Here is a 26,043-nt window from a genome sequence, read left to right on the forward strand (position 1 = left end):
TCAGCGACGGCTCCCGCCGACTGAAATGCCGCTCTGGCTGGGCGGAACAACCGTCCAATCATCACCAGGAAGGTCGGGAAACCCTTGGTAGTTCGCGATATTATTGAATTTCAAACGGCAGGTTTCCATGCGTTTGTCGCACCCCGCTTCAAGCCGGATCATATCGCCCGCAACAATCGGTGCCCGCATCGGAGCCCAGAGCTCGATCACCCGGGTTTGCTCATCGAAGTAATCGCGTTTCACCATGCCGCTTAGCCCGACACAGGCCCCGCTTTGGCCGATCAACCGCCCGCGCGCGAACCAGGCGTCATCGAAACCGGTTAAGGCATCAAAGCGAAACACCTGCCGTTCCTCGACTGCCTCGACAGCCAGTTCCGCAAAATACCCTGCGGCGGTGAGCTCAAATGCGCAGGCACGATCACCCAAAACTGCGCTACAGGGCTTTTGATAAACCCGCCCCAACGGACGGTTCAAGGCTTCGGTCAATCCGCGTAGTTCGGCCGTGAATGCTCCATTGGTGCGGCGCAATTCCCCGATGGAGCCGCGAAACTGCATCTCGCGTTGGCTCACATCGGCCCAATTGACGAGCCACGCACGCACCTCCGCCCCGTCGAACCGGCCCGCCTCGATATCGGCCTCTTTGATCGCGGCATCGCGCAACGCACCAATCGCTTCGGTGTTGTCCACCGCAAGGCCGGTGGACTGCGCCAATGCCATAGCAGTCAGGCCGCTATCCGCCTTGAAGGTGATCCCCTCGAAGGTCAGATTGACATCATGATCGGTAAAACCAAACACAGCGCCATCGCTGCGCATGATCGCCCATGTGCGGCATAGGGTGGTTGCACCGCTGGCCAAATGGGTTTTGAATTCATCGGAATAGCCCATCAGATGCGCACCTCGACCACCGGAACCGAGGGCACATTGCCCGCGCGAAAGGATGATACCGAAGTCTGAATGCGGTCGGTGTCAAACCGCACCGGCACATCAAATTCAAACCCGGCGGTGATCTCAAAGCCTTCGTTGGGTGGGTGAACAAAGGTAACAATGCCAGTGGCAGTGTCGACCGAATAATGTATGCCCTCTTGCAGCTCATCACCGGCCACCCCGACCCGCACCGTGCCGGCCACCGGTTTGGTGATCGGGCGGGTATAGCTTTCATCGCCTGACCGGTAGGTTTTGGTCAATTGGAAGCTGGCCTCGATCTCGTCGCCAATGGCAATCACCTGATCATCATAGGCAATGTCCCGTGATGCCAGGCATGATTTATAGTCGGCCCAATCCTTCCAACGAAAGCCATTCAGCTGCCCGTTGCGGGCCTCGAAAAACGAAATCAAGGTTTCAATATCGTCGAGGCTGCGCATCGAAACGCCCGCATCGTAGCGACGGCGCGAATGGGCCCATGGCGTGTTGCGCTCTTCGAACCCGTTGGCAAGGGTGACCACATCGGTGCGCCTCTCGGGCCCGCCGACCGATCCAAAACTGAGCGAGGCCGGAAACCGTGTTTCATGAAATCCCATTGTCGTGCTCCTCAAATATCCTGTTACGGGGCGCGTGCCCCTACCTGTCGTGATCCGCCGGGTCAGCGATTGCGTTGCCCGCGACTAAGCGCGCGGGACATCTCGGCGGCGACCTGTGCATTGCTGCGCTGAAAACTCGCTGCGTCGGGGGTCGAGATATTCATCACCACGCTGACCGGTCCAGCGGTTTGCACGCCATTGCCCAACCGTTCGGAGGCGCTCATCACCGCGCTCCTCGCGCTGTCATACCCCGCCACGCTCGCGGTTTTTGCACCGCCAAAAAGGCCGGTGTTGCCGAAGGGCAAAGCCGCCCCCACCAGCGATCCAATGCCTTGGGCAATGGTGCTACCGACCTGATCTGTCACCGGCTTAAGCGCTTGGGAATATGCGGTGTTCGCCATGGTTTGCGCCACGTCGCGCATCACTTCTGACAAACGTGCGCCGTCGAAAACCGCATTATCAAAGGCCTTGCGCAAACCGCGCGAGAGCCCTTTTTCAAGCGTCGCCACGTCAGTTTGCGTGCCGGATAATGTCGTGCGGATCGTGCTTAGTTCCTCATTGAAACTTGCCGCGACCACCGCCGCATCACCCAGCGTCGCCTCCAGCGCCGACACCTGAATGTCGAGATTGTCCAAACCGTTAAATTGACTCATCGTCTGTGCCTCCTTCGGCATCGGGATAGGCTTCGAGCAGCTCGTCGAGCCGCGACCGCGCCAGCGGGACACTCCCGCCGCTTTCCCCCAGCATCAGCCGAAGCTCTGCCGGGGTCAGGCGCCAAAACTCGGACGGGGACAGGCCAAGCCCGTGGATCCCCGCCCGCATCAACACGGGCCAATCAAGACCCGTCATCCGGCACGCTCCTCGGGCAACATGAAGGCCCGTGCGAGCAATTGCGCCGCCGCGCGCGCCGCACCCATCGGGCCGCCCGCAATTTCTGCCGACAGCAGATCACGGCTGCTGCCTTGCCAACCGCCGCCGCGCAAACCCGCCACGATGAGCGCAAGCACATCACGGCTGGAAAACGCACCGGCTTCGAAGCGCTCGACAAGGTCCACCAGGGTGCTCCCGTTGAGGCTCTCTTCAAGCTCCGCCAAAGCCCCCAAGGTCAGTTTCAGAACCCGCTGCTCTCCATCTATGGCAAGGGTGACCTCGCCCGTCCAAGGGTTCGCCATGGGGTTAGACCGCCGCTGTAAAGAGCAAGGCACCGGCAGAGGCCAATGACAGCTCATAGGTGGCCTCGCCATCGAAGGTGCCGGCATATTCAATCGAGGTAATTTGGAACGGACCTTCCACGTTGCCGAAATCAGGGATGATCACTTGAAAATCCGGTGTCTCGCCGTCAAAGAAAATCTGCCGGGCGCGTTCATCCGTTTGTTCGTCTTTGAAGACGCCCGAACCGGTGATCGTGGCCGAACGCACACCGGCGCCGCCCAACAGTTCGCGCCAGCCGCCTTGGCTTTCCAATGAGGTTACGTCGACGCTTTCGGCGTTGAAAGCGATCCTCGTGGCGCGCAAACCCGCCACGGTTTGGAACTGGCCATCGCCAGTCATGTCTACTTTGATCAAAAGATCTTTGCCGTTCTGGGCTGTCATGCTCGTCACTCCAAATGGTGGTGGATGGTGGTAAAAAATGCCCCGCGCAGGGATCTGGCCTAAGCCTCTACTCTTGCGCGAAACGTGAGGTTAATACGCCGTACGGTGCCGTTCTCTTCGCGCAGGGCCACGGCACGGTCGAAACCGATACCGATCAGCGTGCCACGCGAGAGGGTCAGGTCTGCGTCGATGAGCACGTCGCAGATTGCTGCGCCAACGTCTTTGGCGCTTTGAAAGCCCTGGTCGGTGGTGACGACGGAAACTTCGAATTTGTGCAATGCACCCTCCGAGGTCATATCCGACGCCCCGAACACCGTTTCCGGCCCAAGGCTGACATAGGTCGATGGCAAAGTGCCCGAAGGGAGCGCATCATAGATCGCCCCACTCACCAGGCCGGTCACCGTGGGATCGGCAGAAAGCGCGCTGAACACAGCCGCTTGTAGCGCCGGCGAAGTCACATAACTCATGGCACAAGCTCCTCATTGGCATAGCAGGTTAAATAGCGGCCGGTCGGATCGTCTTCGGCCACAGCAAGAATGTTGAACACGCGCGCACCTTCACGAAACCGTTGTTCGGGGCGCGGGCGGCGTTCGTCGCCTGGCGGGGCCGCGCGCACGATGACGCGGTAGCCAACATCCGAAACGGCCGTGGCCGCGCCCGTGCGTTGGCGGCCCCCGGCGGCAATGACCTCGGCCCACAGCGTGCCAAGCACCTGCCAGACCTCATCATACCCCCCCGCCCCATCGGGCGTGCGCAGCGGTGTTTCGAGAGCCAAGGCGCGGCTAAGGTTGGGAAGCTCTGCCATTACGCCGTGCCTCCCTTGCCGCCCAGAACACGCAGGGTCCGATAGCGCTCGATCAACGAGGTCACGCCAAAGGGCATGCAACCGCTGCCAAGCGCCGTCTCGGACCGATATTCATAATAATGCGCCGCCAAAAGCAGGACCGCCTGGCCCAGATCTGCGGGCAACTCACCCCATGTCGCGCCCATGCCGGCGGCAAACAGAATATCGACCGAGCCGCCCAAGGGGACCAATGGCAGAAGACCGGTTTTGGCGCGCAAACGCGGGCGTTGTTGATCCCGCTCCAGATAATAGCCCGCCGGATCCAGCACCGTTTGTGTCCCGCCGGCATCTGTCATCGCGACCGAGGTCAGGCTGACAACCGGCGCGGCCGGCAAGGCCTGTCCGGATTGATCGCGCCAACAGCTCAACGTCCAGGAAAAATCCCGTGTGATCAGAATCTTGCCAGTGCGCGCCTCGATTGCAGCAATGGCCGCACGCAGGAAGCTTTCAAGCACTGAATCTTGCAAACCAATGTTGGAAAACCCGGTACCAAGGCGCAGGTGGTCTTTAAATTCATCCAGCGGAAGGGCGCTTTGCGGCACCGCGCTTTCTTCGATTAACATCATGGGATCACTCCGCAAATTTTCCTCCCCCCGAAGGGAATATGCGCACGGCGCCTCCGCGTTGCTCGGACGGAGGGGAGCAGCTGGACAACGCTTTTTTGAAGACGCCGTGCGCGGGAGGGCGGACCATGCCCGCCTCCCCATCGGCTATGCCCGTTTAGGCGGTGCCGAATTTCAACAACTTGATCGCGGCAAAGTCGCTCACGTCGCCACCCACGCGCTTGGTCGCATAAAAGAGGACATGGGGTTTTGCGGAGAAAGGATCACGCATGACGCGCAGGTCGGGACGCTCTGCAATGGTGTAGCCGGCTTCGAAGTCGCCAAAGGCAATCGCAGCCGCGTCGGATGCCACATCCGGCATGTCCTCGGCAATCAGAACCGGATACCCCATCAGGCGTGCAGGTTCGCCCGCCGCCAGACCATCGGACCACAGGAAACGACCGTCCGCGTCTTTGAGCTTACGCACTTGGCCAGCGGTTTTCGAGTTCATCACAAAGGTGCCGTTGGCGCGGTATTGTGCGCCCAAAGCATAGACCAATTCGATGATCGCATCGGCCGGATTACTGGCGTCGAAACCGGCATCTGTGCCTGTTGCGATATAGCCCAAAGACCCCCAGGCCCAGCTGCCTTCAGCCACTTGGGTGTGGTTCAAAATACCGGTCGGTTTGTCGATGCCATCGCCATTGATAAAGGCGCCTGCTTCGGCGGCCGAGAATTTGTCGGCGATGCGCGCCGCCAGCCAACCTTCGATGTCAAATGCGGCATCATCCAAAAGACGCTGAGAGGCTTTCGGCAGGGCCGAGAGCTCATAGAGCGGGATGGAAATGCGGTCGATGGTGGGCGTCGCGGTTTCGGTCAGTGCCCCGGTCTCCGTCACCCAACCCGACCCGATGTCGGAGGTGTCAACGAGCACATCATAAGAGGTCGCCTCGACATTAACCACATTGGCCACGGCGCGGATCGACGCGGTTGATTTGAGCACCGATTTCACCGTCTCTGCGGTCTGCGGGTCGACGAGATAGCCACCATCGGAGTTCACTGCGGTGGACATGGATTTGCCCTCCATCATCAAACCGCGCAGCGCATCATCATCGCCGCCGCGCAGATAAGCGTTGAAGGCTTTCTGATGGGGGGCGTCAAAATCGCCCGAAGCGGCCAACGCCGGACGTGCGGCGGTCATTTGTTTACGGTCAAGCATGGTCAATCGCTCTTCTTGCTGTTGAATTCGGTTGTGAATATCGGCTCGGAAGCCTTTGAAGTCGCTAATGAAGCCTGTCATGGCGGTCTTCACCTCGGAGACCGGAGACATAGCTTCTCCGGTCCGAGACTTGCTCTCGGTCTGCGTCATAAAACGTCCCCTTGGTCGGTTGCGTTTGGTTGCGATAAGCGCGTCAGTCTTGCGCCATGGACTGGCGGGCGTCCTCAAAGGCCGCCGCCAGATCGCGCAGGGCATCGCGCTCAAGGCCATCGCCTTTCACTCCCACCCGCGCACTGGGAAGCATCGGGAAGGTCACAAGCGACACCTCCCAAAGTTCCAGTTCCGTCAAGAGCCGCTGGCCCTTGGTGTTCTTCGTCGCCTTGACGGTGCGATAGCCGATCGACAGGCCATCAATCGCGCCTGCCTCGATCAAGGCGGCGGCCTCGCGCCCTTTGGCGACGCTCTCCAACAAACGCCCTTTGACGTAGAGACCGCGCCCGTCCTCGCGCACCTCATCCCAAATGCCGATGGGTTGCGCCGGATCATGTTGCCACAACATTTTCACGGCTCGGGCCTCGGATGTAAGGCGTTTGAGGCTTTCGGCATAGGCGCCGTTCTGGACGATATCGCCGCCTTGATCGCAGGCCCCAAAGACCGAGGCATAGCCTTCGACCTTGGTGCCATCCAGAACGGTCAACTCGCTGTCAAAGCGGCAGAATTTCTGCTCAAGTCCTGTATCCATATCCATGTTCTGTCCTTTCATTGCCGAAGTCGGATGATGCGCCGCGCTCAATGTGCGCTCACCACAAAGGATTGGAGCGCCTGCGCCAGGATCGCGCCGACCACGCCGTAGACCGTCAGCCACAAACGGCGTTCAAGCCGTTCCATCATCTCGTCCAACTTATCGAGGCGTCGCGTAAGCCCCTGAATATGCAAATCACTTACGCGTTCGTGGGCCTGTAAGCGCAGACCGGGCGCGCAATCAAACTGCTCCATCCCGAAGCGGTGGCTTTCCTCACTCATCGCTGTGCTCCGCAGCCAATGGGTTTGCCATTGTCTCGTTATCGACCGGCGGCAGGCCCAAAATCGCACGTTTTTCTGCGTCGGTCAGAAAGCTGGCCTGCGAGACACGCGTCCATTGCGCGTCGCGTTCGGCGGCCAAGGCCGGCACCTGATCAAGATCGGGTTTGAGGTGCAATTCCTCACCGGTGAAGCCTGACAACCAATCGGCCACCGCCGCCGCCACGCGGGTCGCCAAAGGCAACACCGTCAAGCGGTAAAAGGCGCGATTGGCCTCTTGGTAATTGGCATAGGTCGCATCGCCCTGTATGCCCAAAAGCATCGGCGGCACGCCAAAGGCGATGGCAATCTCACGCGCGGCGCTTTCTTTGGTCTTTTGGAATTCCATATCCGAGGGCGAAAACCCCATCGGTTTCCAATCCAGCCCGCCTTCCAGCAACATCGGCCGCCCCGCATTGCGCGCGCCTTGGTGATGGCTTTCCATTTCATTCACCAACCGGTCATATTGATCGGCAGACAGGCTGCCCTGCCCGTCCGACCCTTTGTAGATGATCGCGCCAGAAGGCCGCGCCGCGTTGTCGAGCAAAGCCTTGGACCACCGGCTGGCACTGTTATGCACGTCAATCGCCATGGCGGCGGCTTGCATCGGGCTGAACCCGTAATGATCGTCCTGCGGGTGGAAGTTTTTTAAGTGGCAAATGCTGGGGTGCCCGCCCGCCACGTCAAAACGGTGCTTGCGCCCGCCAACGGTGTAATCATAGGCCACCGGCCATCCATCCGCACCGGGGACAAGGCTCATCCGGTCCGACCGCAGCACGTGCAACTCCACCGGTGTGCCGTCTTCGCCGCCGACAGCCTCAAGATAGGCATCGCCCGACAAGAGCAATTGCCCGTAAAGCGATTCAAACAATTCAGCGCGGCCCTGCGCCGGATTTGGGCTTTGGATCAGACGTAGCATCGGATGGCTGTCGTAACGGGTACGGTCGTCTTGAAGCACCAAAGGCAGCGCGGCAGCAGCTTCGGCGATCAGTTTAACGGTGCGAAACCCGACCGGATTTCCGGCAAACCCTGTACGGGTCAAGGAGACCGTATCGCGCGGGCTCCATGCCACACGGCCGGCGCTGTGATAGCTAACCACGGGGCCGGTGGCGCTGGCTTTTTGCTCGGGCACTTGGGTGGCTTCGCTGCGGCGAAAGAAATCAAAAACCGTCATTCGGTGCTCCTTTTGGATCTTGCGCGATGCGGCTTTTGAGGCCGCGCCTGACACCGCAGAGACGGGCAGGTTTCAAAGGGTCCGAGGGCAGCGTTGGAAGTGTTCTGGTGCTGCCCTCTGGCTTGGGGAGAAGATGCCTATCAAATGGTTAAGGAGCCTCAACTAGAGCGCACGCACCTGCGGGCGCCGCCATTTTGCCGCCGGAAGAATCATCAATTCCGTCAGCGCCCAGACCAATGCATCAACGCGATCAGGGCTATTTTTGCCCTCATAGCCCTGCGCAGTCATGCGGCACATTTGGTCCTCAAGCGCGCCAAGCCCGCGCAGGTGTTTGACCCGGCCCTGTTCATATAGCGCCGACACCGGCTCGGCGCGGGCGACCTTGCCGCGGCTGGCATGGACCTTTTTCAACGGCACCAATGGGTCGACCTGCCGAATAACAGATTCGACCAGATCGCCGCCTTGGTTCACTTCCGCGACCAATCGCTCTGCGCCCCATTTCTCCATCGCGGTGATGGCTGCGGTGGCCCAACGTGTCGGTGTGGCGGCCCCGATCGAGGCATCCTCAAGAACGTAAGCCTTCCATTCGTGTACAGGGCCGCTGGTGCAGGCCCCCACCACAACGATCCCGCATTCATCCGAGGTCTCCTTACCGCTAACCGGCGGATCGACGGCGACAACGATACGGTCAAACTCCGGCACCGCCTCGACCTGTAGCTCTTCGAGCAGGGCCGAGGTCCAAAGCGCACCCTCGGCATCCTCCAAAAGCACGCCATCCAATTCCTGCCGTCCCAGTCGCGTCCCCGCATAACGCGCGCGCACTTCTTCCAAGAAGCTGTCGGCCAGATAGGCGGCATTGGCCTCGGTCGGGGCCGAGGTGGTCACGGTCGAAGGCGAAGCAAGGATTTGTTTAAGCACACCGACATTGCGCGGCGTGGTGGTGATGCAAACCTGCGGCGTCTCGCCAAGGCGCAGGCCGAATTGCAGCATGTCCCATGTGTCTTGGGCACGCTTCCATTTCGCCAACTCATCCACCCATGCCCCGTCAAATTGCGGACCGCGCAGGCTTTCGGGATCATGGGCCGAGAACACCTGCGCCGTGGCGCCGTTGGGCCATAGCAACCTTTTGCGGCTGGCTTGCCACTCGGGGCGGCGATCGGGGGGCGAGCAGGCAAGAATGCCGCTTTCCCCGAACACCATCACTTCGCGGACCTGATCAATTGTCTCGCCAACCAAAGCCAGCCGCGAACAGCGCCCCTTGTCCATCGGGCGCGGCCCCTCCACAACAGAGCGGACCCATTCCGCCCCTGCGCGGGTTTTGCCCGCGCCGCGCCCGCCCATGATCACCCAGGACCGCCAATCACCTTCGGGCGGCAATTGGTGGTCCAACGCCCAGAACTCAAACAAATAAGGGAGAGCCAAAAGCTCTCCCTCGCTGAGTTCATTTAGGAAGGCGTCCTGCACCGCAGGTTCGGCGGAGGCGATCCAACCGGCACCCGATCTGATGTCGGGCCTCGTCGAAATCGAGGGCATAGTCCTTGACGATACCTTTTTCTTTTCTGCGGCGTTCTTCATGGAGGATCTCCGTTTCATGTGCGATTTTGAGCCATTGCCGGATATCAGAGATGGCTTTTGTGCTGTCTTTCAAACCCGCGACGTCACCGGCGCGGATACGTTTTTGCATCTCCAGAAGATCGGCCCGAAGGTCCATCAACTGCAGTTCGACACCGGTGATGCTCTCCACCAATGTCGAGGGTCCCTCTTGCGAGGTGGTCATGGTCATGGGTTTGCTCTGCCTCTTTGGGTGCGTTGCCCCCGCATGTGAGAAAACGAAAAAACGGCCCCTAGGATCGCCCCTATGGCCGTTTCGTCACTTCTTCCAGCATGTCACAACTTATAGGCGAGAGCGTTCGCAAAGTCAAGCGATTTCGCAACAGGTGAAACACGTAACCGCACGGTATGATTAGATTTTTTCGGATATTCGCACTAAAAACCGGCCCGTAAACAGAACTCAAAAAGCGGCGGGCCGCGATCTAACCCCTTCTACGATAACGGGTTTTGACAGCTGGCCCTAGTGGCATCACCCACCGCCTCTGCCGGTTTCAAATCCTTAACAAAAGACCCCGCCGAAGCGGGGCCTTTCAAATTCATTAACGCAGGAATGCCAGTCGGCCTAATCGGGTTGTTTTGCCCGTTCGGCCTCGATGGCGCGCCATTTGGCCACATTGGCGTTATGCTCGGCCAAGGTCACGGCAAACGCATGACCGCCCGTGCCGTCCGCAACAAAGAAAATGAATTCCGTCGTGTCCGGGTTTAGCGCGGCCTCAATGCTGGCGCGGCCCGGGTTGGCAATCGGGGTCGGCGGCAGCGCGGGGATCACATAGGTATTCCACGGTGTCTCACGGCGCAATTCGCTTTGACGCAGACCGCGCCCCAAAACGCCCTGACCTTTGGTGATGCCGTAAATCACGGTCGGATCGGTTTGCAATTTGATGCCCTGGCGCAGACGGTTGACGAAAACGCTGGCAACCTGACGGCGCTCCTCGGCAACGCCGGTTTCTTTTTCGATCAAGGAGGCAAGGATCAACGCCTCTTCGGGGGTTTTGACCGGCAGATCCTCGGCACGCTCGGCCCATGCGGCGGCCAAAATTACTTGCTGCGCTCGTTGCATTCTGGCGATCAACTCGGCGCGGTCAGCACCACGGCTGATCTCATAGCTGTCCGGCGCAAGGCTACCCTCGGCGGGGATTTCTGTAACCTCTCCGATCATGACCTCAATGGCGTTCAGGCTCTCCACCACTTGCCAGCTGGTCACCCCTTCGGCCAACGCCACACGGAACCGCACATCGCCGGAGTCCAAGGCCTCGGTCAATTCGGCGGGAACGGCGTCTTCGCCCGGAAGATAAGAGGCTTGTTCAACATAGCGGCTGGTGGCGGGATCCAGAGCGCGCAATTGCACGGTCGAACGGGTCACCCCGACACGATATACGATTTCGGTGCCGCAAGTGCTGGCGCCGCCGCGGGTAACGATATCGGTGATCTGCGCCATGCTTGCATGGGTGGGAATCAAATAGCTCCCCGCCTTAAGCTCTTGAGTTTTATCGGTGTAATCCGCGCCAACACGGAAAATCCGGCCATTGGAAACAGCGCCCTGCGCGACCAGATCTTTGCTGACACGGGACATGTTGCTACCCGATGGCACGCGCAGACATATCGGCTGATCCAATGGGCCAGCCGCATTATATTGCGATTGGCCCCACAAGATCAGTCCGCCCAAAAGGAACAGGATCACAATCAAAAAGGTGATCGCGTTCGAGGCAAGGGCTTTCCACATTTAGCGCAATTTCCCCATGCACAGGCTGGCATTGGTGCCGCCGAACCCGAAGCTGTTGGACAAAACCACGTCGATTTTGCGTTCGCGTTTGGCATTCGGGGCAAGGTCCAGTTGGCTTTCCACCGCCGGATCGTCGAGGTTGATCGTCGGCGGAGCAACCTGATCGCGGATCGCCAGGATCGAGAAGATCGCCTCGATCGCGCCCGCCGCGCCCAGCAAGTGGCCGGTGCAGGATTTGGTCGATGACATCGTCGCATTTGCCGCCGCATCCCCCAAAAGGCGTTCCACGGCCGCCAGTTCAATGGTGTCGGCCATGGTCGATGTACCGTGCGCGTTGATATAGTCCACCTCGGCGGGTTTGACGCCAGCGCGATTCAACGCCGCCTCCATGGCGCGATAGGCGCCATCGCCATCCTCGGCCGGTGCGGTGATGTGATAGGCATCGCCCGACAGGCCATAGCCCAGAACCTCGGCATAAATTTTCGCGCCGCGTGCCACGGCGTGTTCATATTCTTCAAGCACAACAACGCCCGCACCTTCGCCCATGACAAATCCGTCGCGGTTTGCGTCATAGGGCCGCGATGCATTTTTCGGGTCGTCTTTATGTTGCGTGCTCAGTGCCTTACAGGCGTTAAATCCGGCAATACCGATTTCGGAGATCGAGGATTCCGCCCCGCCCGCAATCATCACATCCGCATCGCCCCATTGGATCAACCGCGCCGCATCGCCAATGGCGTGGGCACCGGTCGAGCAGGCCGTGACAACCGCGTGGTTCGGACCTTTAAAGCCATACTTGATGCTAACCTGACCGGAGATCAGATTGATCAATGCGCCCGGAATAAAGAAGGGCGAGACGCGGCGCGGGCCGCGTTCTTTGATCAAAACTGCAGTTTCCGCGATGGAATTGAGCCCGCCAATGCCAGAGCCGATCATCACGCCGGTGCGGATTTGGCCTTCGCGGTCTTCGGGCTTCCATCCGGCGTCCTGCACGGCCTGTTCGGCGGCGGCGATGCCGTAGAGGATGAAATCATCGACCTTGCGACGCTCTTTCGGGAGCATCCAGTCATCGGCGTTAAATGTGCCGTCGGTGCCGTCGCCGTGTTTGACTTCGCATGCATAATCCGTGGCCAGATGGCTGGCGTCGAATTGCTTGATGGTATCGGCGCCCGATTGCCCCGCGAGCAGGCGCTTCCATGTTTCTTCGACTCCGCAAGCCAGCGGCGTGACCAAACCCAGACCTGTGACAACTACTCGGCGCATATGATGCCTCCCCGTTTCTTTGCGCATGTCCATACCGCGCCTTGGGGGCGAGGGGCAAGAGGCGCGCGCAATCTATCGGCAGGGTTTTACACCTCTCCCCCGCATCTGGCGGGGGTGCGGGGCCGACAAAAATGCAAAGACATCTGTTGGCCACCCGCAACATGCGCCCCGATGTCAGCCAAGATCGTGCGAGGACCGCGCGGGCGGGCTCCAAACGAAAACAGCCCCCGCCGAATATCGGCAGGGGCTGCTTTATCTCGTCGCACGCCCGGATCGGGCGGCGGCAAAGCCTTAGGAGGCTTCTTTGATGAACTTGACCGCGTCACCGAAGGTCTGGATGTTTTCGGCGGCGTCATCAGGGATTTCGATGCCGAATTCCTCTTCAAATGCCATAACCAGCTCGACAGTGTCGAGGCTGTCTGCACCCAGATCGTCGATGAACGACGCGTTCTCGGTGACTTTGTCTTCTTCCACACCCAGGTGCTCTACAACGATTTTCTTCACGCGGTCTGCGACGTCGCTCATGTCAAGTCCTCATAACTGGTCTGGGCGCTGCGGCCCGTTTTTTCTGCCTTGTTCCGACCTAAATCAGGAAGCTCGGCGTTTTAGTGCCCCGAAGGGCGGCTGGTCTAACTGTCCCGCAGCGCGGGGATGCGCAGGCACACAAGATATGGGTGCATGCACGGTTCTGTCGCCGCCTATAGCACATGGCGCGCAATTGGCAAACGCTTTGTCTTAAGTGGCGTCTGCTCTGCTGTCCTGCAAGCGGGCGTTGCAAATAATCTCGCACCCGTGGCGATGGCCACTGTGACCGCATAAGGACCAACGCCACGGGAACGGCGAGATAAGGCTTTGTAATCACATGGTAATAAACGGGAAACCCCATACGCCAAAGTTGACAGGCCGCCCCATATCGGGCGCGGCGGCGGCGTGCCCGGATCGGTTTAAAACGACCAAAACAGCCGGTCCCCCCATCATGCGAACCATTGCCGATTCCGGCGATCGGGTGACGCAAATTGCAAGGTGACGCCGGGTGCGTATCGTCTTTCTATGGGCGCGGGGCCACCTTGAACACCGCGCTCACGGGGACCTCATGCACCTCATGCAAAAAGAGCGCCGCCGAAGCCGCGCTCTGATCTAATCATGACGATCAAATAGGGATCACAGCATCGCCATGCCGCCATTGACGTGCAAGGTCGCGCCGGTGACATAACCGGCCTCGGGGCTGGCCAGATAAAGCACCGCAGCGGCGATCTCTTCAGGGGTGCCCATGCGCGCGGCAGGGATCTGTGTATTGATCTTGGCCTTTTGATCGTCGGTCAATTTATCCGTCATCGCGGTCGCAATGAATCCCGGCGCCACCGCATTGGCGGTGATCCCGCGACTGGCGACCTCATAGGCGATGGATTTGGTCATACCGATCATACCGGCCTTGGAGGCGGCGTAATTTGCCTGCCCCGGATTGCCGGTGGCGCCGACGATGGAGGAAATATTCACGATCCGCCCCCAACGCGCCTTCATCATCGGGCGCATCACACCGCGGCACAGGCGCATTGTCGCGGTCAGGTTCACATCCAGCACCGATTGCCATTCGTCATCCGACATGCGCATGAAAATCTGGTCGCGGGTGATACCGGCGTTGTTGACGAGAATATCTACCGACTCCATTGCCTCAATCGCTTGCTTCGGCAAGGCATCCACCGCATCGGCGTCCGACAGGTTACAAGGCAGAACATGCGCCCGCGCGCCCAATTCGGCGGCCAAAGCCTCCAAGGGTTCGACCCGCGTGCCCGACAGGCCCACGGTTGCGCCCGCGCCGTGCAGCGCCTTGGCAATCTGCCCGCCGATGCCGCCCGATGCGCCGGTAACCAACGCGTTTTTCCCAGTTAAATCAAACATTTTTACGTCTTTCTCTATCAATTCAAATCAGGCGAGTGCTGCGACGATGGCCTGCACATCTTCTGGTGTGCCGACGGTCATCGGCGCGATTGCGCGGTCAATACGTTTGACCATGCCGCTCAACGCTTTGCCCGCTCCGACTTCCCAAACTTCGGTGACGCCCTGCGCGCCCATCCACAAAACGCTTTCGCGCCAGCGCACCGAACCGGTGACCTGCTCGACGAGCAGCGCACGGATCATGCTGGGGTCGCGGACCGCATCGGCACGCACATTGGCCACCAGCGGCACTGCGGGGCGGTTGATATCAACCTGCCCCAAGGCCTCGGCCATGACCCGTGCGGCCGGCTCCATCAAAGCACAGTGAAACGGGGCGCTGACGGGCAACAAGAGCGCGCGTTTCGCGCCTTTGGCCTTGGCAATATCACAGGCACGCTCGACGGCGGCCTTGTGCCCTGACACGACAACTTGTGCCGGATCATTGTCATTGGCGGCTTGGCAAACCTCGCCTTGGGCGGCCTCTTTGGCCACGGCCTGCGCGGTATCGAAATCCAACCCGAGCAAAGCTGCCATTGCGCCGACGCCAACGGGCACGGCTTCTTGCATGGCTTTGCCGCGAATACGCAACAGCCGCGCGGCATCGGCCACGCTAAACGCGCCCGCCGCGGCCAAAGCCGAATATTCGCCCAAAGAGTGACCGGCCACATAGTCCGCCACATCGGCCAAAACCACGCCTTCGGCCTCCAGCGCGCGCATCGCCGCCAAAGATGTCGCCATCAAGGCCGGCTGTGCGTTTTGCGTCAGGGTCAGCGTGTCTTGCTCGCCTTCCCAGATCAACGCACTCAAGCTTTCGCCCAAAGCCTCGTCCACCTCGTCAAAGACGGCCTTTGCGGCGGGATAGGCCTCGGCCAGGGCTTTGCCCATGCCGATGGTTTGGGCACCCTGCCCGGGGAAAATCAATGCGCGGCTCATTTCATGGCCTCCGTTCTTGCTCGTTTTCTGGTTAAAACCGAGATAGCGCGGCGCGGCGCAGTTGGCAACGATAAGGCGCGCCGCGAGATCGCGCATCGCATCATCCTGTGCTGCCGCCTCCGCGATCCCCGCCTGCGGGCCCCATGACTGTGCATCCGTTCCATATGCCTGCCCTATGCGCGGGTGCCCTGCCATGCCCCTTCTCCGCTCGGCATGTCTTGCGGCCGCTGCCACCCTGACATCCGAACCTGTGCGCCAAACATGAGGACCTGTGCGGGAATGGCGATATATTTACATCCTAAATGCCGGTAAAACGCGGCAACTGCATTTCATCAATCGGATCTCACATGCCCCACGCCAACACCACCCAACGCTATGGCAGCGTCACCAAAACCTTTCACTGGCTCACCGCATTCGTGATCCTCGTCACAATCCCTGTCGGATGGCTGGCGCATGAACTCTCCGTCGATCTGCGCAGCGGCAGCGCGGATGCGACGTCCGTGGCCCGGGTGGCCTTCTTGTTTTCCTTGCATAAAACATTGGGCGTCGCGGCATTTTTCGTGGCGCTGGGGCGGATACTTTGGGCAACGGGACAAACCAAACCGGGGTTGATCAACGGCAATCACCGGATCGAAGCCCTGACCGCAGAAGTGGTGCATTGGACATTATACGGCACGATGCTGCTGGTGCCTTTGTCAGGATGGGTGCATCATGCCGCCACCTCCGGCTTTGCACCAATCTGGTGGCCCTTTGGTCAAACCCTACCGTTGGTGCCGCGCTCGACGTTTGTTGCCGAAGCCTCCGAAGTGGTGCATTTTTTATCAGGGCGCTTGATGATCGTATCGATTGTGATGCACGTCGCGGGGGCCGTCAAACACCACGTCATAGATAAGGATGCAACGTTGCGGCGGATGCTGCCGCGCGGCGGATCGGCGCACCCCTCGGCGCAGCAACCCTCACATATATTGCCCGCCAGTATGGCTGCACTATTGCTTGCGGCGACGCTGTTTGCTGGCTGGACTGCCGCAGGCGGATCCGAGGACCATAGCAAAGGCGCGATTGCGCAGGCCGAAGGCACGCCCCAATCCGCCTCTACGCAGGCTCAACCGCATGCGGCAGGAATCGATGCCACACAAAGCGCGGCGACGACCGATTTGCCTATTTGGGAGGTGCAAAACGGCGAGATCACCATCGCCGTGCAACAATTCGGGTCGCAGGTCACCGGCGGATTTGGCACATGGGACGCCGACATCATTTTCGCCCCCGAAGCCGACCGGAACAAAGGCACAGTCGACGTGCGCATCCAAATTGCTTCGCTGTCTCTTGGATCTGTCACCGAACAGGCGCTCGGCGCGGATTTCTTCGATGCCGCGACCCATCCCGAGGCCCTGTTCGAGGCTCAGATCATCGAAGAGGCCGGGGCACTCTTCGCGCGCGGCGCCTTGATCATCAAAGACAATGCCTTGCCGGTAACCTTGCCCTTCTCGCTCGACATTACAGAGACGCCCGAGGGCAAAGAGGCAAAGATGCGCGGCACCCTGCGCCTTGACCGGCGCGATTTCGGCATCGGCCTGTCGATGGACGACGAAGGCAGCCTTGGCTTTGCTGTCGATGTCACGGTGTCTTTGACCGCAACCCAAGCGCCATAGAACAGGGCATATTACGCGAACGACACGGGTGCGGACGAGCCGCCCGATCCGTGTCCCACCCGACAAACCACGCCTTGCAGACAAGAAAAAACGCCAGCGCATTCTCTGCGCTGGCGTTTGCATGTGACGTTTCAGATAACGAAAAGCTTATTCAGCTTTCATTGCCTCGATAGAAATGTCGATTTGCACGTCGTCGGACACATAGGGGGCGAATTGCCCAAGATCAAATTCGGTGCGCTTCACCGTCGTTGTGGCCGAAAAACCGGCCCATGTTTTTTTCGCCATCGGGTGCTCCCCTGCTTGGTTCAACACCGCATCCAGAACCACCGATTTCGTCACGCCGTTCAAGGTCAGGTCGCCCGTGATCAATGCGGTTTTCTCGCCGGTCACTTCAATGCCGGTCGAGGTAAAGGTCACCGTTTCATCGGCCCCGCCAAAAAAGTCGTCGCCCATGAAATGCGCAAAGCGCTCTTCCCATCCGGTCAGCATCGAGGTCACCGGAAATGAAACTGTCACCGAAGAGGCGGCCGGATCTTCAACGTCGAACATGATTTCGCCGTCAAAACCGGAGAACATGCCATAGCTGGTCGAGAACCCGAGGTGGTTATAATTAAACACGATCTGGCTGTGGCTGGGGTCGAGCACATATTTCTCGGCGGCAGCATGGGCCGCACCGGCGCCAAAGGCCATCGCGGCGGCAAGCGTGGCGCTCAGGGCGCCGGTCTTTAGGGTCGATGTCATAAAGGTCATTCGAAAAATCCTTCCCTGTGGGATTGGAGTGTCTGTTGCGAAATTATGTAACGATGGCCAAAGTTACACAACTGCACAGAACTCAACAGAAGCTGCGCAGCAGCGCGCATGTCGGTTTTTGCCGGTTCATCTCGGCTTGCCGGCATATTTTCGCCGACTGCTGCCCTGACAAACCATGCGTTGTTGCCTGTTTCATATCACATTTTCATGGCCGCATAGAACCCTCGGGCCATTTACGCCATCGCTCCGCCCCTAACGACACCCGACGGCCAGAGCGAGAGTGCCCGCTATGAGCGCCGCGACGGGCACACCAGATGGGCACACCAAAAAGCCCGCCGAAGCGGGCCGTAGAGAATTGGGAGGTTTGCACAACGCGATTGGCCACACGGAAAACCACATAGACACGCCCGCACGACCTTGAGCCGGCTTAACCGCCGCGCGTTGAATTACACCGCACGTGCGAATGCCGCGCCAAGCGCCATTTGAAGTTTATCCAGATCGCCCGGCTCGGCCATCGGCATTTCGATCAAGGTGTCGCCACGGGCATCTGTGGCCTTAAGCATGTCGTTGCGAAAATCCACCGACCCGAGATCGTCATAGCTGTAACGGGCAATCTCGTTACGCGCGCCCGTTGCGGACACTTGAAACAACACCATTTCGCCGCGCGCCGGATCAAGATGCACCTCGGGGATGCTGCCCTGACGGCCCGGCTGCATGACGGCAAGACCGGCACCCAAAAACAGCATGGAGATCACCAAGCGGATCAGCATTTGCTCGGCGTCCCAGCTTCCCGAACCAATCAACCAAAGGCCGCCCGCCGAGGTAATCAAAACCACGCCAAGAAAGATCGAAGCCGCGCGGATCATCGGGGCGCCCACCACCCGCACCACATTGCGACGCGATTGCTGTCGGGCTGCGGCATCCCTGCCGCGTGCCGCAGCTTGGATATGTGGCTCAAGCAGGATATCTGACATCGAGGACATGGCGGTCTCCTTCGGATTCATTCACTGTCACGCGCCCGTTTTGAATAAATTGGCTCTACGGCCGGGGCGCTCTGTTGTGGTTAACACTCGGGTAGGAATTGGACCGAAATGAGGCAACCGGCAGGTAAAAGCGCGGCTCGACGCACATCTGTGGCTTTCGATTGACGCTGCTGAACGCCGTGCGGGCACCGGCATACCCCGTGGGGCATCCGCCCCCCGACCGCATGCGTCACGGCGGGCCTTGCGCCACAAGGAAAAGCAAGCTAAGAGGCGCGCTTACCGTGCGCAAATCGATTGAACCGCGCAGTCTCTCGTGGATGGGCCGCGTCACGGTATTTTGCCCGTCCTATGAAATGCGCCTGAAAAATGAATGGAGAGCACATGCCGCTTTATGAGCATGTATTCATCTCGCGTCAGGATTTGTCCAACACGCAAGCTGAAAGCCTTATCGAACATTTTGGCACCGTCCTCGCCGACAACGGCGGCAAACTCGTGGACCACGAGTATTGGGGCGTCAAAACGATGGCTTACAAAATCAACAAGAACCGCAAAGGCCACTATGCCTTCTTGCGCGTGGATGCGCCCGCCGCAGCCGTGCAGGAAATGGAACGCCTGATGCGCTTGCATGACGATGTCATGCGCGTTCTGACCATCAAGGTTGACGAGCACGCCGAGGGCCCCTCGGTGCAAATGCAAAAACGTGACGAACGTGAGCGCGGCCCGCGCGGCGATCGTGGTGACCGCGGTGATCGCGGCGACCGTCGTTAATCAACGCTTGAGAAAAGGACGCTAAACAATGGCTACCAAACCGTTTTTCCGCCGTCGCAAAGTCTGCCCCTTCTCGGGCGACAATGCACCTGCGATCGACTACAAAGACACGAAACTTTTGCAACGCTACATTTCCGAGCGCGGCAAAATCGTTCCCTCGCGCATCACTGCCGTTTCGGCCAAGAAGCAACGTGAGCTGGCCCGCGCCATCAAACGCGCCCGCTTCCTCGCCCTGCTGCCCTATGCCGTGAAGTAAGGAGAAAGCACATGCAAGTTATCCTTCTCGAACGTGTTGCCAAGCTTGGCCAAATGGGTGACGTCGTTGACGTGAAATCCGGCTATGCGCGCAACTTCCTGCTCCCGCAGGGCAAGGCGCTGACCGCGTCTTCGGCCAATGTTGCAAACTTTGAAGCGCAAAAAGCGCAGCTCGAAGCACGCAACCTTGAAACCAAAAAAGAAGCGGAAGCATTGGGCGCAAAGCTCGATGGGCAACAGTTCATCGTGATTCGCTCCGCCTCCGATTCCGGCGCACTTTATGGCTCGGTCACCCCACGGGATGCCGCCGAAGTTGCAACGGAAGAGGGCTTCTCGGTGGACCGCAAGCAGGTTTCCTTGATCAACCCGATCAAAGACCTCGGCCTGCACGACCTGTCGGTCAAACTTCACCCCGAAGTCACCGTGACAATCGTCATGAACGTCGCGCGCTCGGTGGAAGAAGCCGAATTGCAAGCCTCGGGCAAGTCGATCCAGGAACTCGAAGCCGAGGCAGAAGCCGAAGCGGAATTCGAGATCTCTGAATTGTTCGAAGACATCGGCGCAGCCGCATCGGACGATGAAGATCTCGCCGAAGCTGTGTCCAGCGACGACGACGACACCTCGGATGACGAAGACGCGTAAGCCGCGCTTTCGACCCAAAATTGAAAGGCCGCGCAAAATTTGCGCGGCCTTTTTTTATGCTCACTGTGTCGCGCAGCCCATCGAACAAGGGAGCTTAAACGATGCACCGCTACCCTACGGCGGCGCGGTTCACGGTGCCTCACCGGCCCCGTTCTCACCGGCCCCGTTATTCCCCGAAATTCTCGCCGGCCTCTCTCGGGGCCATGCGCACCAAACGCGAGGTTTTCACCGCCGCTTGCCGATGGCGCATCGCCTTGCGATATTCGGGGTCGAAAATCATTTCAACAAAGGCAGACGGTTGCGGATATTGCGCGATAAAGCACAGATCCCAATCCTCGCTGCCGTCCTTTGGCCCGATCACCATCAATTCCATCGCGCCGCGCCAGACGACCTGCCCCCCGAGCCGTTCAAACACCGGCTGGCTCTCGCGTCCATATGCGGCGTAGGCCTCTGCCCCGGTGGTCGTTGTGCCGTCCTCATAGGTGGCCACTGCGTGCAGCTTTACCAGATTGAGCATATGGATCGGCCCTGACCGATCATCGGCGCGGAATGCGTCAAATGTTTCCTTATCAAACCCCAGATAATCCATTGGATCTCCTCCCCTATTTGCCATGGCAACGATGGCCTGTGGGGCGCGACATGGCAAGCCGCACAACGAAAAAGGGCCGCCAAAACGGCAGCCCCTTCCCGAAAATATGATGCGAGATCTTACTCGTCTTCGAGCGCTTCGACAGCTTTTTGCAGCTCGTCTTTGGTGATCTCTTTTTCGGTGACTGTCGCCAAGGAGAACACGTGATCGACAACTTTGTCTTCGAACAAAGGTGCGCGCATCTGCTGTTGCATTTGCTGGTTTTGCTGAATGAACTCAAAGAACTGACGTTCCTGACCCGGATACTGACGGGCTTGATTCATGATGGCTTGGGTCATTTCGGCGTCGGTCACTTCGACTTCGGCTTTCTGGCCCAGTTCGGCAAGCAAGAGGCCAAGGCGCACGCGGCGTTCGGCCAAAGTGTTGTGCTCGTCTGTTGGTGTGATCGGATCGTGGTTGTGATCCTGCACATCGGGGTTTTCTTCGTGCCACAGCTGATGCGCGATTTGGCCGGCTTCGGCTTCCACGAGCGACGGCGGCAAATCGAATGTAACCTCTTTGTCGAGGGCATCGAGCAGTTCGCGTTTCATCAACGCGCGCGCGGCATCGGCGTATTCGGCTTCGAGACGCTCGGCAATTTGCCCCTTCAATCCGGCGAGATCTTCGGCACCGAATTTCTTGGCCAGCTCGTCATTCACTTCGGCGGCTTTGGGTTCTTTGACGGCTTTGATCGTGCACTCAAAGATCGCTTCTTTACCGGCAAGGTTTTCCGCTTGGTAATCTTCGGGGAAGGTCACGGTGACGGCTTTTTCTTCGCCGGCTTTCACGCCCACGAGTTGCTCTTCGAAACCGGGGATGAAGCTGCCGGAGCCAAGCACCAACGGGTAATCTTCGGCGGCGCCGCCTTCAAAGGCCACATCGTCAACTTTGCCCAAGAAGTCGAAGACAACTTGGTCGCCGTCTTTGGCTTTGGAGCCCTTTTTGCGGTCTTCGAAATCCTGCGCGGTTTCCGCCAGATTGGCGAGCGCTTCTTCCACAGCCGCGTCATCGGCCTTGGCAACCAGCTTTTCGAGCTTCAGCTTGGCCAGATCGACTTCGGGGATCTCGGGCAGTTTTTCGTAGGACATATCGACCAGAACGTCGTCGCCCTCTTTCCAGTTTTCGCCGTCGGTCATTTTGACGTCGGGCTGCGTCGCCGGGCGGTCACCGGTTTTTTCGAAATGCTCGGACATGGCGCCATCGACGGCTTCTTGCATCGCTTCGCCAAGAACGCGGGGGCCAAATTGCTTTTTCAAAAGCGCCATCGGGACCTTGCCTTTGCGAAAGCCCTTCATTTCGACTTCGGGCTGCGCTTCGACCAGCTTTTCGTTGACTTTCGCATCGAGCTCCGCCGCAGTGACGGTGATCGAATAGGCGCGCTTGAGGCCTTCGTTGAGGGTCTCGGTGACCTGCATGTTCTCGTCCTTTACATCTTCATCCGGCGAGGCGCTCCGCGCCCCTATATAAATCAAGCGTCCTTCTAGGTGCGGCAGGCGGCGCATGCAAGCAGAGTCTTGTCTATATGGGGGTAGAGATAGAGAAAGCGGCGGTTCTATGCGCCGTTCCCCCCCCCAAATTGGTATCACGTTGGCGCAGCAGGCCGGCTGGCTTGCTCCACAGCACCGATTACATGCGGTCCTGAGCAAACTTTACAGCATCGAGCCCCTCGGGTTCGATCAGATGCGCCCATAGGCTGATACAGCGTTGCTCGATGGCTTCGATATCAGCCGGCAGGTTGCTATTGGGGTCTGCCAATGTGACTTTCAAGGCCCGGATATCACGCACGATGCGGGCGATCTGCGGTTGGAATGCAGTGCTGTATTTCGACATGACCTGTTTGGTCAATTCTTCGATCTGGTGAATACGGCGATGCCCGTCGATATGTTCCAACCGGGCTTCGTCGATGGCGGCAAAAATCGAGGATTTCAACCGCTCCGCAGACAGTTGGCGTTTGGAAATATAATCCTTGCAGCCGAATTTCATGGCCTGCACCGCGACCTCGGTTTGGTCATCTCCGGCAATCATGATCGTGGCGGCATTGGCGTTTTTGGGGTGCTCGCGCACCATTTTCAATGCCTCAAGCCCGTTGCTCACCGGCAGATTGTAATCCACCAAAATGACATCAAAGGTCTCTTGGTCCAGCACCTTCTTGAGCGAGTCCACGGTATCTGCTTCGTCCAAATTGAACGGCACCCCCACAGAGCGGAACAGACGGCGCACACGGGTGCGATCAAAGCGGCTGTCATCCAGAATGAGCGCCTTCACATCGCTTTGTAACGCAACGAGGGACGCGTCCCGATCTTTGTAGAGTTTGGTGGTGTTCATCAATGACCTCGGTTCGTTTCAGCCGCGCAACATGCCGACCCCGCACCAAACTGAAGGCACAAGCCTAACTGCGGCTTAAATTGTTTGGCGGGGGCCTCGAAATATGGATAAAATTACGACAAACCGACCCGGCGGCTCATCGGGCCGCCATACGGTCACGCTCGGCTCACGACCTGCACAGATCAACGCGGCAATTCGACGACTTTGGCATAGGAATCAATCATGTTGAGCGCCCGCATGAAACTCTCCCCGAGGTCGTCCTTGACGATATATCCGGCGATATTATTGCTATAGGCGGTTTCGACATCGCGCGGCGCATCCGAGGTCGAGAGCACAAAAATCACTGCACGGTGCAATGCCGGATCTTTTCGCACCTCTTCGAGAAACTCGAATCCGTCCATGCGCGGCATGTTCAAATCCAACGTGACCAGAAACGGTGGAAGCAGTTTTCCGTCGCCATAGGACCCGCGCAGGATGTCCAGGGCCTCCTGCCCGTCTTTCGCGACAACGATCGGATTGAGAATCTTGAGCTTTTTCAATGCCCGTTTGATCGCCATGACGCTCACCAAATCATCATCCACGATCAAGAATTTGACCGCTTCGGTTTGCGCGCCGAAATTTTGTTGGTACATGTCATTCATCTGCGTTCTCCCTAAGCCGCGAGGGCGGTGTCACTGTTGTCCATAGACATTTCAGGTAAATCAAAAATGAACCGCGTGCCGCGCCCGGCGCTCGGATCGGAACGCACCGAAATCGTGCCGCCATAGCGTTCGACAAGCTTCGACACGATGGCCAAGCCTAAGCCGCTGCCCTCGACCTCGTCACGCGAGCGCAGGGTTTGAAACAGGCCGAATATTTTGTCGTGATATTTCGGATCAATCCCCGGTCCGTCGTCTTGGACCTCGCAAAAAATGCGTCCGTCGCGCAGATGGGCCGCGACACTGATGGTGCCGTTGTCACGATCGTGATGCTTGATCGCGTTGTTGACCAGATTGAGCAGAATTTGCCGCATTGGCGTGGCGTAGGTCAGAACCGAGGTCTCCAAACCGGTAAAAGTGATGTTGAACCTGTCATGCGGATCAAGAAGCCCAGCCGTCTCGCAGATCACCTGCGCAAGCGACAGTTCGGCCAAATTGGTCTTGTCCTGTCCGGCGACGGAATATGTGAAGAGATCCGCCAGCAACGAGTTCAACCGCGCGACCCGTTGCTGCACAAGCGTGATGTTCTGCCTCCCCTCGGCAGAGAAGTGGTTTTCTTCGTCATCAATGGTCCATTCCAACAAATCCTGGATCGCGCGCAGCGGCGAGCGCAGATCATGCGACGCGGCATAGGCAAATTTCTCCAGTTCATAGTTCGACCGCAAAAGTTCCCGCGCATTGGATTTGAACACCTCAAGCGCCTGCGCGATTTTACCAAGCTCGTCAGAGCCGCAAACCGCCACCTCCTGATCAATTTCCCCCTCGGCGATGGTCAACACTGCCTGCGTCAACTGTTTCACACGTTGGTTGATCTGCCGTTCCACAATGAAATACACAGCGGCGCCAATGCTAAGCAACGTCAGAACCGCAGAGATGATCAACACCCATCCCAGTTTATCAGAGGTCTGCACCACATCCTGATTGGCGGCATCCACTTGCTTGCGCGCCGCGCGCCGGATGTTTTGGGAGACGGCGAAAAACTCTGTAACCGTTTGAAGTTGCTGATAGGTATTGCGGTCCAACTCGGCGCGCAATGCGATGGCTTCGCCGGCCTGATCAATGATCCCCTCTTCGCCGAAAATCAACGCCCGCAAGGCCATCACAGAAGCAGCCAGTTGCGCGCGTTCGTCGCTGGGTGGGAGGCTGGCCAATGCGTGCGCGATCCCCTGTTTCTTGAACAGCAGGACGCTTGTCGCCTGATCCAGTTCACCACGATTCGGCAGGTTGCGTAGCCCCTTTGCCAGATCAACACTCGCGTAGATTTCGGAGGACACGGCGGTGATCGCATTGGCCCAAAGCAATTCCTGCCGATAGCGTTCTTCAATCATCTGCGTCGAGGCAAATGCATCGGTGAGGGTTTCCTCATGCGTCGCACGTCTGGTGGATTCAGCTGTGAAGGCCAGAGTCTGGAGCAGTAGATTCACATCATCGAGCCACTGCCCCAATTGCATCGACAGCGCATCCAAGGCGCCGCTGTGATGCAAAAGCGCGGCTTTGGTGTCGAGCGTGTCGAACCCGCCGGCTTCAATTTTCGTGAGGCTCTGCGCCATATCTTCAGTCGGCAGGCCGATATCGGTAAAGGCCGCGACCGCAGCGTGCAAAACCAGCAATCTTTGGGATAGATCCTCACGCGTGGAATCCAGTCCCTGCAGGCTATCAAGATTGCCAAACTCTTGTAATTCCAACAACATATCGGTGAGGTTGCGTTCAAGATCCTCGGCTTGCTCCAACACTGGCACCGCAAAAAGTGTCAATCCGTCAACCGATTTATGCAGACCGCGCAATTGCACCAAACCGCTGCCCACCGCAGCAAGCAAAATCAATGCCATCGAGAGGAATACGATCCGCAACCGGCCGACGATCCCTCCCGTCGATGAATAGCCATAACAGTTTTGCATTTTGCTCCTGCGTCCGAATGATCCGACTGCACATCTC

Annotated in this window: 31 protein-coding genes; 4 read left to right on the forward strand and 27 right to left on the reverse strand. The window is 58.9% G+C overall.

Annotated features, from left to right (window positions below; all coding sequences use genetic code 11):
• The 20 genes from DI396_RS00895 to fabD form a co-directional block, all read right to left on the reverse strand.
• A complete protein-coding gene (locus tag DI396_RS00895) occupies positions 1-885 on the reverse strand; it encodes a DUF2163 domain-containing protein (protein ID WP_204362768.1) in 885 nt (294 codons plus the stop codon).
• Positions 885-1,517, reverse strand: coding sequence for a DUF2460 domain-containing protein (locus DI396_RS00900; protein WP_110794290.1), 633 nt, complete (start codon positions 1,515-1,517; stop codon positions 885-887). Before DI396_RS00900 ends, DI396_RS00895 begins: the two co-directional genes overlap by 1 nt.
• A 62-nt stretch (positions 1,518-1,579) precedes the next feature.
• Positions 1,580-2,170, reverse strand: a complete 591-nt coding sequence (locus tag DI396_RS00905; protein ID WP_110794291.1) for a phage tail tape measure protein — start codon at positions 2,168-2,170, stop codon at positions 1,580-1,582.
• On the reverse strand, positions 2,157-2,366 hold the full coding sequence (locus tag DI396_RS00910) for a rcc01693 family protein (protein WP_110794292.1): 210 nt from the start codon (positions 2,364-2,366) through the stop codon (positions 2,157-2,159). Before DI396_RS00910 ends, DI396_RS00905 begins: the two co-directional genes overlap by 14 nt.
• A complete protein-coding gene (locus tag DI396_RS00915) occupies positions 2,363-2,689 on the reverse strand; it encodes a gene transfer agent family protein (RefSeq protein ID WP_110794293.1) in 327 nt (108 codons plus the stop codon). Before DI396_RS00915 ends, DI396_RS00910 begins: the two co-directional genes overlap by 4 nt.
• Before the next feature lie 4 nt (positions 2,690-2,693).
• Entirely contained in the window at positions 2,694-3,110 is a 417-nt protein-coding gene (locus tag DI396_RS00920) for a phage major tail protein, TP901-1 family (protein WP_110794294.1), read from the reverse strand.
• Positions 3,111-3,169: 59 nt separating this feature from the next.
• The gene (locus DI396_RS00925; protein WP_110794295.1) at positions 3,170-3,577 is read right to left on the reverse strand and encodes a DUF3168 domain-containing protein; all 408 of its coding nucleotides are present in this window, start codon (positions 3,575-3,577) and stop codon (positions 3,170-3,172) included.
• Positions 3,574-3,915: a head-tail adaptor protein gene (locus tag DI396_RS00930; protein ID WP_110794296.1), complete on the reverse strand. Its 342-nt coding sequence runs from the start codon at positions 3,913-3,915 to the stop codon at positions 3,574-3,576. Before DI396_RS00930 ends, DI396_RS00925 begins: the two co-directional genes overlap by 4 nt.
• Positions 3,915-4,520: a head-tail connector protein gene (locus tag DI396_RS00935; protein ID WP_110794297.1), complete on the reverse strand. Its 606-nt coding sequence runs from the start codon at positions 4,518-4,520 to the stop codon at positions 3,915-3,917. The genes DI396_RS00930 and DI396_RS00935 overlap by 1 nt, the downstream gene beginning before the upstream one ends.
• 154 nt (positions 4,521-4,674) lie before the next feature.
• Complete coding sequence (locus DI396_RS00940) at positions 4,675-5,865, reverse strand: phage major capsid protein (protein WP_110794298.1); 1,191 nt, start codon at positions 5,863-5,865, stop codon at positions 4,675-4,677.
• A 43-nt stretch (positions 5,866-5,908) separates the two neighbouring features.
• Positions 5,909-6,463: an HK97 family phage prohead protease gene (locus DI396_RS00945; protein ID WP_110794793.1), complete on the reverse strand. Its 555-nt coding sequence runs from the start codon at positions 6,461-6,463 to the stop codon at positions 5,909-5,911.
• A 41-nt stretch (positions 6,464-6,504) separates the two neighbouring features.
• Complete coding sequence (locus DI396_RS00950; RefSeq protein ID WP_204362769.1) at positions 6,505-6,738, reverse strand: GTA head formation protein, RCAP_rcc01685 family; 234 nt, start codon at positions 6,736-6,738, stop codon at positions 6,505-6,507.
• Positions 6,731-7,948 carry a phage portal protein gene (locus DI396_RS00955; protein ID WP_110794794.1) on the reverse strand — a complete coding sequence of 406 codons (1,218 nt, stop codon included), beginning with the start codon at positions 7,946-7,948 and terminating at the stop codon, positions 6,731-6,733. The genes DI396_RS00950 and DI396_RS00955 overlap by 8 nt, the downstream gene beginning before the upstream one ends.
• A gap of 162 nt (positions 7,949-8,110) precedes the next feature.
• A complete protein-coding gene (locus DI396_RS00960) occupies positions 8,111-9,481 on the reverse strand; it encodes a DNA-packaging protein (protein ID WP_204362770.1) in 1,371 nt (456 codons plus the stop codon).
• A complete protein-coding gene (locus DI396_RS00965; RefSeq protein WP_110794299.1) occupies positions 9,390-9,731 on the reverse strand; it encodes a hypothetical protein in 342 nt (113 codons plus the stop codon). Before DI396_RS00965 ends, DI396_RS00960 begins: the two co-directional genes overlap by 92 nt.
• Before the next feature lie 390 nt (positions 9,732-10,121).
• Positions 10,122-11,282 carry an endolytic transglycosylase MltG gene (mltG, locus tag DI396_RS00970; protein ID WP_110794300.1) on the reverse strand — a complete coding sequence of 387 codons (1,161 nt, stop codon included), beginning with the start codon at positions 11,280-11,282 and terminating at the stop codon, positions 10,122-10,124.
• Positions 11,283-12,542 carry a beta-ketoacyl-ACP synthase II gene (gene fabF, locus DI396_RS00975; RefSeq protein ID WP_110794797.1) on the reverse strand — a complete coding sequence of 420 codons (1,260 nt, stop codon included), beginning with the start codon at positions 12,540-12,542 and terminating at the stop codon, positions 11,283-11,285. It abuts the gene before it with no gap.
• Between the two features lie 291 nt (positions 12,543-12,833).
• Positions 12,834-13,067 carry an acyl carrier protein gene (locus DI396_RS00980; RefSeq protein ID WP_025048350.1) on the reverse strand — a complete coding sequence of 78 codons (234 nt, stop codon included), beginning with the start codon at positions 13,065-13,067 and terminating at the stop codon, positions 12,834-12,836.
• Positions 13,068-13,703: 636 nt separating this feature from the next.
• A complete protein-coding gene (gene fabG, locus DI396_RS00985) occupies positions 13,704-14,441 on the reverse strand; it encodes a 3-oxoacyl-[acyl-carrier-protein] reductase (RefSeq protein ID WP_110794301.1) in 738 nt (245 codons plus the stop codon).
• Positions 14,442-14,468: 27 nt separating this feature from the next.
• On the reverse strand, positions 14,469-15,410 hold the full coding sequence (gene fabD, locus DI396_RS00990) for an ACP S-malonyltransferase (protein ID WP_110794798.1): 942 nt from the start codon (positions 15,408-15,410) through the stop codon (positions 14,469-14,471).
• A 347-nt stretch (positions 15,411-15,757) separates the two neighbouring features.
• On the opposite strand from fabD, the gene DI396_RS00995 reads away from it, so the two are divergent.
• Positions 15,758-17,059 carry a cytochrome b/b6 domain-containing protein gene (locus DI396_RS00995; protein WP_110794302.1) on the forward strand — a complete coding sequence of 434 codons (1,302 nt, stop codon included), beginning with the start codon at positions 15,758-15,760 and terminating at the stop codon, positions 17,057-17,059.
• Between the two features lie 147 nt (positions 17,060-17,206).
• Here DI396_RS00995 and DI396_RS01000 read toward each other — a convergent pair whose 3' ends face one another.
• On the reverse strand, positions 17,207-17,800 hold the full coding sequence (locus DI396_RS01000; RefSeq protein WP_110794799.1) for a YceI family protein: 594 nt from the start codon (positions 17,798-17,800) through the stop codon (positions 17,207-17,209).
• 455 nt (positions 17,801-18,255) lie between these two features.
• Positions 18,256-18,792 (reverse strand): hypothetical protein, encoded by a 537-nt coding sequence (locus DI396_RS01005; protein ID WP_162617118.1) that lies wholly within the window; start codon positions 18,790-18,792, stop codon positions 18,256-18,258.
• Positions 18,793-19,173: 381 nt separating this feature from the next.
• Here DI396_RS01005 and rpsF point away from each other — a divergent pair, with 381 nt between their 5' ends.
• The 3 genes from rpsF to rplI are packed head-to-tail and all read left to right on the forward strand — an operon-like array spanning position 19,174 to position 20,457.
• Positions 19,174-19,560, forward strand: a complete 387-nt coding sequence (rpsF, locus tag DI396_RS01010; RefSeq protein WP_110794304.1) for a 30S ribosomal protein S6 — start codon at positions 19,174-19,176, stop codon at positions 19,558-19,560.
• A gap of 28 nt (positions 19,561-19,588) precedes the next feature.
• Positions 19,589-19,816 (forward strand): 30S ribosomal protein S18, encoded by a 228-nt coding sequence (gene rpsR, locus DI396_RS01015; RefSeq protein WP_090270362.1) that lies wholly within the window; start codon positions 19,589-19,591, stop codon positions 19,814-19,816.
• A gap of 11 nt (positions 19,817-19,827) precedes the next feature.
• Entirely contained in the window at positions 19,828-20,457 is a 630-nt protein-coding gene (gene rplI, locus DI396_RS01020) for a 50S ribosomal protein L9 (RefSeq protein ID WP_110794305.1), read from the forward strand.
• Positions 20,458-20,623: 166 nt separating this feature from the next.
• Here the strand turns inward: rplI and DI396_RS01025 are convergent, their stop codons facing one another.
• From DI396_RS01025 to DI396_RS01045, 5 genes are all read right to left on the reverse strand, one after another.
• The gene (locus DI396_RS01025) at positions 20,624-21,046 is read right to left on the reverse strand and encodes a DUF1330 domain-containing protein (protein WP_110794306.1); all 423 of its coding nucleotides are present in this window, start codon (positions 21,044-21,046) and stop codon (positions 20,624-20,626) included.
• Positions 21,047-21,165: 119 nt separating this feature from the next.
• Positions 21,166-22,500 carry a trigger factor gene (gene tig, locus DI396_RS01030; RefSeq protein ID WP_110794800.1) on the reverse strand — a complete coding sequence of 445 codons (1,335 nt, stop codon included), beginning with the start codon at positions 22,498-22,500 and terminating at the stop codon, positions 21,166-21,168.
• Between the two features lie 211 nt (positions 22,501-22,711).
• Positions 22,712-23,410: a response regulator gene (locus DI396_RS01035; RefSeq protein ID WP_110794307.1), complete on the reverse strand. Its 699-nt coding sequence runs from the start codon at positions 23,408-23,410 to the stop codon at positions 22,712-22,714.
• A 182-nt stretch (positions 23,411-23,592) separates the two neighbouring features.
• Positions 23,593-24,051: a response regulator gene (locus tag DI396_RS01040; protein WP_235851692.1), complete on the reverse strand. Its 459-nt coding sequence runs from the start codon at positions 24,049-24,051 to the stop codon at positions 23,593-23,595.
• An 11-nt stretch (positions 24,052-24,062) separates the two neighbouring features.
• Complete coding sequence (locus tag DI396_RS01045) at positions 24,063-26,006, reverse strand: sensor histidine kinase (protein ID WP_110794309.1); 1,944 nt, start codon at positions 26,004-26,006, stop codon at positions 24,063-24,065.
• Positions 26,007-26,043: the final 37 nt, after the last annotated feature.

Origin of the sequence: Litorivita pollutaquae, from assembly GCF_003205515.1 — a bacterium.
Classification (GTDB): Bacteria; Pseudomonadota; Alphaproteobacteria; order Rhodobacterales; family Rhodobacteraceae; genus Litorivita; species Litorivita pollutaquae.